Annotated in this window: 4 protein-coding genes and 1 pseudogene; 1 reads left to right on the forward strand and 4 read right to left on the reverse strand. The window is 40.6% G+C overall.

Annotated features, from left to right (window positions below):
- Window positions 1–358 precede the first annotated feature (358 nt).
- Window positions 359–1,423: a recombinase RecA gene (gene recA / locus CXF78_RS06545; RefSeq protein ID WP_011636536.1), complete on the reverse strand. Its 1,065-nt coding sequence runs from the start codon at window positions 1,421–1,423 to the stop codon at window positions 359–361.
- 285 nt (window positions 1,424–1,708) lie between these two features.
- On the opposite strand from recA, the gene mutS reads away from it, so the two are divergent.
- Window positions 1,709–4,294, forward strand: coding sequence for a DNA mismatch repair protein MutS (mutS, locus tag CXF78_RS06550; RefSeq protein WP_102036322.1), 2,586 nt, complete (start codon window positions 1,709–1,711; stop codon window positions 4,292–4,294).
- Window positions 4,295–4,678: 384 nt separating this feature from the next.
- Here mutS and rpoS read toward each other — a convergent pair whose 3' ends face one another.
- The 3 genes and pseudogenes from rpoS to pcm all read right to left on the reverse strand — a co-directional run.
- The gene (rpoS, locus tag CXF78_RS06555) at window positions 4,679–5,650 is read right to left on the reverse strand and encodes an RNA polymerase sigma factor RpoS (protein ID WP_011636534.1); all 972 of its coding nucleotides are present in this window, start codon (window positions 5,648–5,650) and stop codon (window positions 4,679–4,681) included.
- A 78-nt stretch (window positions 5,651–5,728) separates the two neighbouring features.
- Window positions 5,729–6,661 carry a peptidoglycan DD-metalloendopeptidase family protein gene (locus CXF78_RS06560; protein WP_374702273.1) on the reverse strand — a complete coding sequence of 311 codons (933 nt, stop codon included), beginning with the start codon at window positions 6,659–6,661 and terminating at the stop codon, window positions 5,729–5,731.
- A 100-nt stretch (window positions 6,662–6,761) separates the two neighbouring features.
- Window positions 6,762–6,859, reverse strand: a pseudogene (gene pcm / locus CXF78_RS21785) (protein-L-isoaspartate O-methyltransferase); the annotation flags it as partial.

Raw genomic sequence — 6,859 nt, forward strand, 5'->3', positions numbered from 1 at the left:
ATAAACTAGCTTTAAAAATATATGAGATAACAGCAGATCTAGCAGGTAGTTTATTGCAGGATTTGATTTCACACGCTAAATACTAAATACCAAGCGATTAGCTATTGAATATAAACAAGTTAATAAGTTTTACATTAAGGTAGCTTAAGCTTACTAAAAGTAATGTAGAGTAACAACGATGTCATAACAACGGCTGAAACTCACAATAACGAGTACATGAATTTTTGAGTATATCAATGATTAAGCGGTGTAGTTTTTAGCTGTGAAGTTATTCGCGGTATAAATGTCTGGAGATTTTAGGGGAATATTCGCGGCGCGCAACATGCGCTACCGCGATAGAGGTAACTGACTGGCTAGTTTAAAACACTTCGCCAGTTTCAAGGTCAATATTCTCATCACTTTCTGTTTTTGAATCTGATGAATTAGCACCACCATTCAATAACATAGCACGTAAAGTGGTATTAATTTCGCTAGCAATGACTGGATTCTCAGTCAAGAACTTACCTGCGTTAGCACGGCCTTGACCAATTTTTTCGCCTTTGTAGCTATACCAAGCGCCCGCTTTATCAACTAACTTATGCGCAACGCCTAAATCGACTAACTCACCGGTACGGTTAATACCTTGTCCATAAAGGATTTGGAATTCCGCTTGCTTAAACGGAGCCGCAATTTTGTTTTTAACCACTTTGACGCGAGTTTCATTACCGACAACTTCGTCACCGTCTTTAATGGCACCGGTACGACGAATATCTAAACGTACTGAAGCGTAGAACTTAAGTGCATTACCACCGGTGGTAGTTTCTGGACTACCAAACATCACACCAATTTTCATACGAATTTGGTTAATAAAAATAAGCAAAGTATTTGATTGCTTAAGATTACCAGCAAGCTTACGCATTGCTTGGCTCATCATACGAGCGGCAAGGCCCATATGTGAATCACCAATTTCACCTTCAATTTCAGCTTTTGGCGTTAATGCCGCAACAGAATCGACCACAATAACGTCTACAGCACCAGAACGAGTTAACGCATCACAAATTTCTAATGCTTGCTCACCAGTGTCTGGTTGTGAACAAAGTAGGTTATCAATATCTACGCCTAGCTTTTTGGCATAAATAGGGTCCAGAGCATGCTCTGCATCAATAAACGCACAGGTTTTACCTTCGCGTTGCGCTGCGGCGATCACTTCAAGAGTTAACGTCGTTTTACCTGATGATTCTGGACCGTAGATTTCAACGATACGTCCCATTGGCAAACCGCCCGCACCGAGTGCGATATCCAATGAAAGCGAACCGGTAGAGATAGTTTCAACATCCATTGTGCGATCTTCGCCCAACTTCATAATTGAGCCTTTACCAAATTGCTTTTCAATTTGGCTTAAAACGGCGGCTAGTGCTTTCTCTTTATTTGGATCAACCTTCATTATAAAACCCTCTTAAGGCATTCAATACGTTTAGTAAAATGCTATTTCGACTTAGGTGAAGTGATGTGAATCATTTCAATATGTTCATCAGTATACTGTATAGTCATACAGTATCAAGTGCTGAGCTGATTTTTTTTTTAACCTTTGAGAATTGCCTATTTACATCAATATTTTATCCCCATAAAATTTTTTGTTTGAATCTATTTATACGCTGGGGACAAATATTGTTAAGATTAGCCCCATAAGATTTACGTCCTACGATTGATTAATAGTGAAGTGTTCATAATGACAGTGATTGATACCAGCGATTTAGAAAAACACACCCCGATGATGCGCCAGTATTTGGGCTTAAAAGCGGCCCATCCTGATATGTTATTGTTTTATCGAATGGGTGATTTTTATGAGCTGTTTTACGATGACGCTAAACGCGCTTCTGAAATGCTAGGTATTTCACTGACGGCTCGTGGAAAAAGCGGCGGTGACCCGATTCCCATGGCAGGCATTCCATATCACGCCGTCGAAGGCTATTTATCAAAATTAGTTAACATTGGTCAGTCTGTGGCTATTTGTGAGCAAATTGGTGATCCAGCGACATCGAAAGGGCCCGTTGAACGCCAAGTGGTGCGTATTGTGACCCCTGGCACCTTAACCGACGAAGCTTTACTGCAAGAAAAACAAGACAATTTACTGGCGGCACTGTATCAGGGTAAAACGGGTTTTGGTTACGCGACGTTGGATATTTCATCAGGTCGTTTTGTGGTTGCTGAATTACCCACTCGTGAAGCTTTAGAAGCCGAATTACAACGCACTAATCCTGCAGAGCTATTGTACAGTGAAGATTTTACTGACATGTTATTGATCAATAATATGAAAGGCATCCGTCGTCGACCTGAGTGGGAGTTTGACTACGACACCTGTATTAATTTACTGCTCAATCAATTTGGCACCAAAGATTTACACGGTTTTGGAATTACTGATGCACGATTAGCATTACAAGCTGCAGGTTGTTTAATGCAGTATGTCAAAGATACCCAAAAGATGGCGTTGCCACATATCAACTCGATTGTGCGCTTTAATCAATCAGAATCAATTATTTTAGATGCCGCAACCAGACGTAATTTAGAGTTAACTCAAAATTTATCTGGTGGGCGGGAGAATACTCTCGCATGGGTATTGGATAATACAGCCACCCCTATGGGTAGCCGTATGTTACAACGTTGGATCCATGAGCCATTACGCAATCGTCAAACAATTCAACATCGACATAGTGCGGTCAGTGAACTGATTGAACAAGATTTGTATCAAACGTTACATGAACAACTAAAAAGCTTAGGTGATATCGAACGTATTATGGCTCGTTTAGCACTACGCAGTGCCAGACCACGTGATTTTTCACGCTTAAAGCAAGCACTAACGCTTCTGCCTGAAATCCAACAAACATTAGCAATATGCCAGCAACCTCGATTAAACACGTTAGTACAATTACTGGGTGAATTTCCTGAACAACACGATTTATTAGAACGCGCTATCGTAGACAACCCTCCCATGTTAATTCGTGATGGTGGCGTTATCCGTACTGGCTATAATAATGAGTTAGATGAATGGCGCAAGTTGAGTGAAGGCGCCAGTGATTATTTAGTCGAACTTGAAGCTCGTGAGAAACAACAAACAGGGATTAATACCTTAAAAGTCGGCTATAACCGAGTTCATGGTTACTATATTGAAGTGAGCCGTTTACAGTCAGATAGAGTGCCACTGAGCTATCAGCGCCGCCAAACACTCAAAGGCACCGAACGTTATATCACCCCAGAATTGAAAGAATACGAAGAGAAAGTACTGTCTAGCCAGGGCAAAGCACTCGCGCTTGAAAAACAACTGTGGGAACAACTGTTTGACTTGTTGTTACCTAAACTACAAGAATTACAGCAGTTTGCAACGGCTGCTGCCGAGTTAGATATATTAAGTAACTTTGCCGAGCGAGCAGAGTTATTTAATTATCAATGCCCACAAATGAGCCACGACATTGGCATTAATATTGAAGCGGGCCGCCATCCTGTCGTTGAGCGAGTTAGCCAAGCAGCGTTTATTGCTAACCCAGTTGTATTAACACCACAACGCCAAATGCTTATTGTTACAGGCCCAAATATGGGCGGTAAATCAACCTATATGCGCCAAGTAGCATTGATTACATTAATGGCACATATCGGCTGTTTCGTTCCAGCAGACCATGCTCAAATTGGTGAAATCGACCGGATTTTTACCCGTATTGGTGCATCAGATGATTTGGCATCAGGCCGGTCAACTTTCATGGTTGAAATGACCGAAACAGCTAATATTTTACATAATGCGACTGCGAACAGTTTAGTGTTAATGGACGAAATAGGTCGCGGCACCTCAACCTATGATGGTTTGGCACTCGCTTGGTCTGCTGCTGAATATCTTGCGAAAAACGTCAGTGCCCTGACATTATTTGCTACTCATTATTTTGAGTTAACCCAATTGCCCGAGCTGTTACCGTCAGTAATTAATGTGCATTTAGATGCAATAGAACACGACGACACAATTGCCTTTATGCATTCGGTACAAGAAGGTGCTGCAAGTAAAAGTTATGGTCTACAAGTTGCAGCCCTAGCGGGTGTTCCGGCCTCCGTCATTAAAGCGGCAAAACATAAGCTTCATCAACTAGAAAACCGAGATATGACATTATCTCAACAGAATCCAACTCAAGTGAGTATGAACTTATTACCTCCAATTCCAGAGCCATCACTAGCACTGGAAAAGTTAGCCCAAATTAACCCAGACGAGTTGACGCCGAAGCAGGCTTTAGATTATTTGTATGAATTGAAGCGATTAAGTCACACGAACACCTAGCGCCGAAAATAACTGCTTAAGTGGTTTTTTGAACTGTGGAAGCCTGCAAAGGCTTCCATTTCAATGACATATCAGGTGTTACATCTAACAAGTAACAGTCTCAGTAACAACTTTAAAAATACGTTGAAATGAACTAATAGCATTAAAATACCATCAATAATAGCTAGGTTATATCGTCAAATTGCAATTACACAACGCTTAAATTAAGTTGGCGATTAGTGGGATAAACCTAATCACATGAGTCAAAATACAAATACTCATATAGGTTTTAACCCGAACATCGCAACACCTTAATTGACCTTATTGAGACATTAACGATGACATATCATTTGTGTGTTGATGATAGTCTACCGCTTAATATTCACAATATACTTCCACTATCCATTAGTCTCTGAATAATGCTTCAACTGACAGTCCTTGCGACCCTAGTAAGTCTTTTAAACGTTTAAGTGCTTCGACTTGAATTTGACGAACACGCTCACGTGTTAGACCAATTTCGGCACCGACATTTTCTAATGTTGAAGGCTCATATCCGAGCAAACCAAAACGCCGCGCTAATACTTCACGCTGTTTGGTATTCAATTCATTTAACCAGCCTACTATCGAATTAGATAAATCTTCATTTTGTACCCGATAATCAGGGCCAACGGAATCATCATCAGCAATAACATCTAATAATGCCTTCTCATTATCGCCGCTGAGAGGCGAGTCTACCGAAGTGATTCTTTCATTTAACTTCAACATACGACTGACATCACCGGTAGACACATCTAATTTTTCGGCAATCTCTTCTGCTGTAGGTTCGTGATCAAGCTTTTGGGCAAGCTGTCTTGCTGTCCGCAAGTACACATTTAATTCTTTTACAATATGAATCGGTAAACGAATAGTACGAGTCTGGTTCATTATTGCCCGTTCAATGGTTTGTCTAATCCACCAAGTCGCATAAGTGGAAAAACGGAAACCACGCTCAGGATCAAACTTTTCAACCGCTCGAATCAAGCCTAAATTGCCTTCTTCGATAAGATCGAGCAGCGCTAAGCCACGATTGTTATATCTTCTGGAAATTTTAACAACAAGACGGAGATTGCTTTCTATCATGCGGTTGCGAGACTTTTCGCATCCTTTGAGGGATTTACGTGAAAAAAACACTTCTTCCTCTGCTGTCAGTAGCGGAGAAAAACCTATTTCACCTAAATATAATTGAGTAGCGTCTAAATTTTTCTGTAAGTCATCTTGGACTTTTTCTTCAATATCAAGTTGTTGCACCAAATCGCGTTTATCGGTTGCAACTTCTGGTGGTTGTTTAGCTAGATCGACAAGACATTCTGCTGAAGCAGTATTATTTTTGCGGCTCATAATTGCTCTCCCAAACCTAATTTGTGGTATTTAATCTACTTCACTTGCTTATCCTCCGTTAATTATGTTGCTAAACAATTACTGTTTAGGTAGATATCGTAATGGGTTGACAGACTTACCATGAAATCGTACTTCAAAGTGAAGCATAACTTGGTGTGTCCCGGTACTGCCCATTTTTGCAACTGTTTGTCCTGCACTCACATATTGCTTTTCTTTAACCAATATCGTGTCGGCATGCGCATAAGCACTTAAAAAATCATCATTGTGCTTGATAATAACTAAGTTGCCATACCCGCGCAGTGCATTGCCGGCATACACGACTCTCCCATCTGCTGCGGCTTTAATAATATCGCCGCGATTACCAGCAATCTTTATACCTTGATTGCCTTGTTCTGATGCCGAAAAATATCCAACTATTCGACCTCTAACTGGCCAGAGCCATTGCTGAACTTGCTGTGGCAAATTAACAACAGAACCACTCGCACTTTGGTTAATTGTTTGTTGGGTAGTTGTTACAGAATACGCAGGCTTCACTTTGTGATCAAGATCTTTTTTCGTTCTGGCCGAAACGACTACTGGGCTTGGGTTTGGTGTAACTACTGGTTTGATTGTTTTTAATTTAGAACTATCTGAGCTCGATATATAGGGCTTAGTGACGGCTTGGGTTTGCACTGAATTAACATAAGGTTGGGATGTTCGAGCTGGTGCCGATTGACTATTATTTGTAGCCGCTAAATTAAGCGTTTGCCCAGGATAAATAGTATAAGGAGCCGATAAACGATTCAAACGAGCAACTTCGACAAAATTACGCCCAGCTCCCCAAGCTATTGAATAAAGTGTATCGCCTTTCTTTACTTTATATTTATCGTTTTTTAACGAGCCTTTATGATATCGAGGACCATGATTTTTTGACGATAAGCTATCTACCGGTGCGGGACGATCAGCTTGAAAGCTGCATCCAGTGAGCATGATTGCTAAGACCACAAAGTTTGGCCAACCGGTATTCATCAAACAAAATCCTTAACGGGGAAAATACGTGATTGTTAAGCTAAAAAAGCTTACTCCAAACGAAAACATCAATAATTGATAAAATTCATTTCTATCGTGTTAACTAAGCCAAATCTCCATTAATAAGAGGTACAAATTTAACAGCCTCTATAATCTCAGATTGGAATGTCTGTCCGATACGGGTAATTTTGAGTAATTGCT

Origin of the sequence: Shewanella sp. 11B5 (assembly GCF_002836795.1) — a bacterium.
GTDB classification, from domain to species: Bacteria; Pseudomonadota; Gammaproteobacteria; order Enterobacterales; family Shewanellaceae; genus Shewanella; species Shewanella frigidimarina.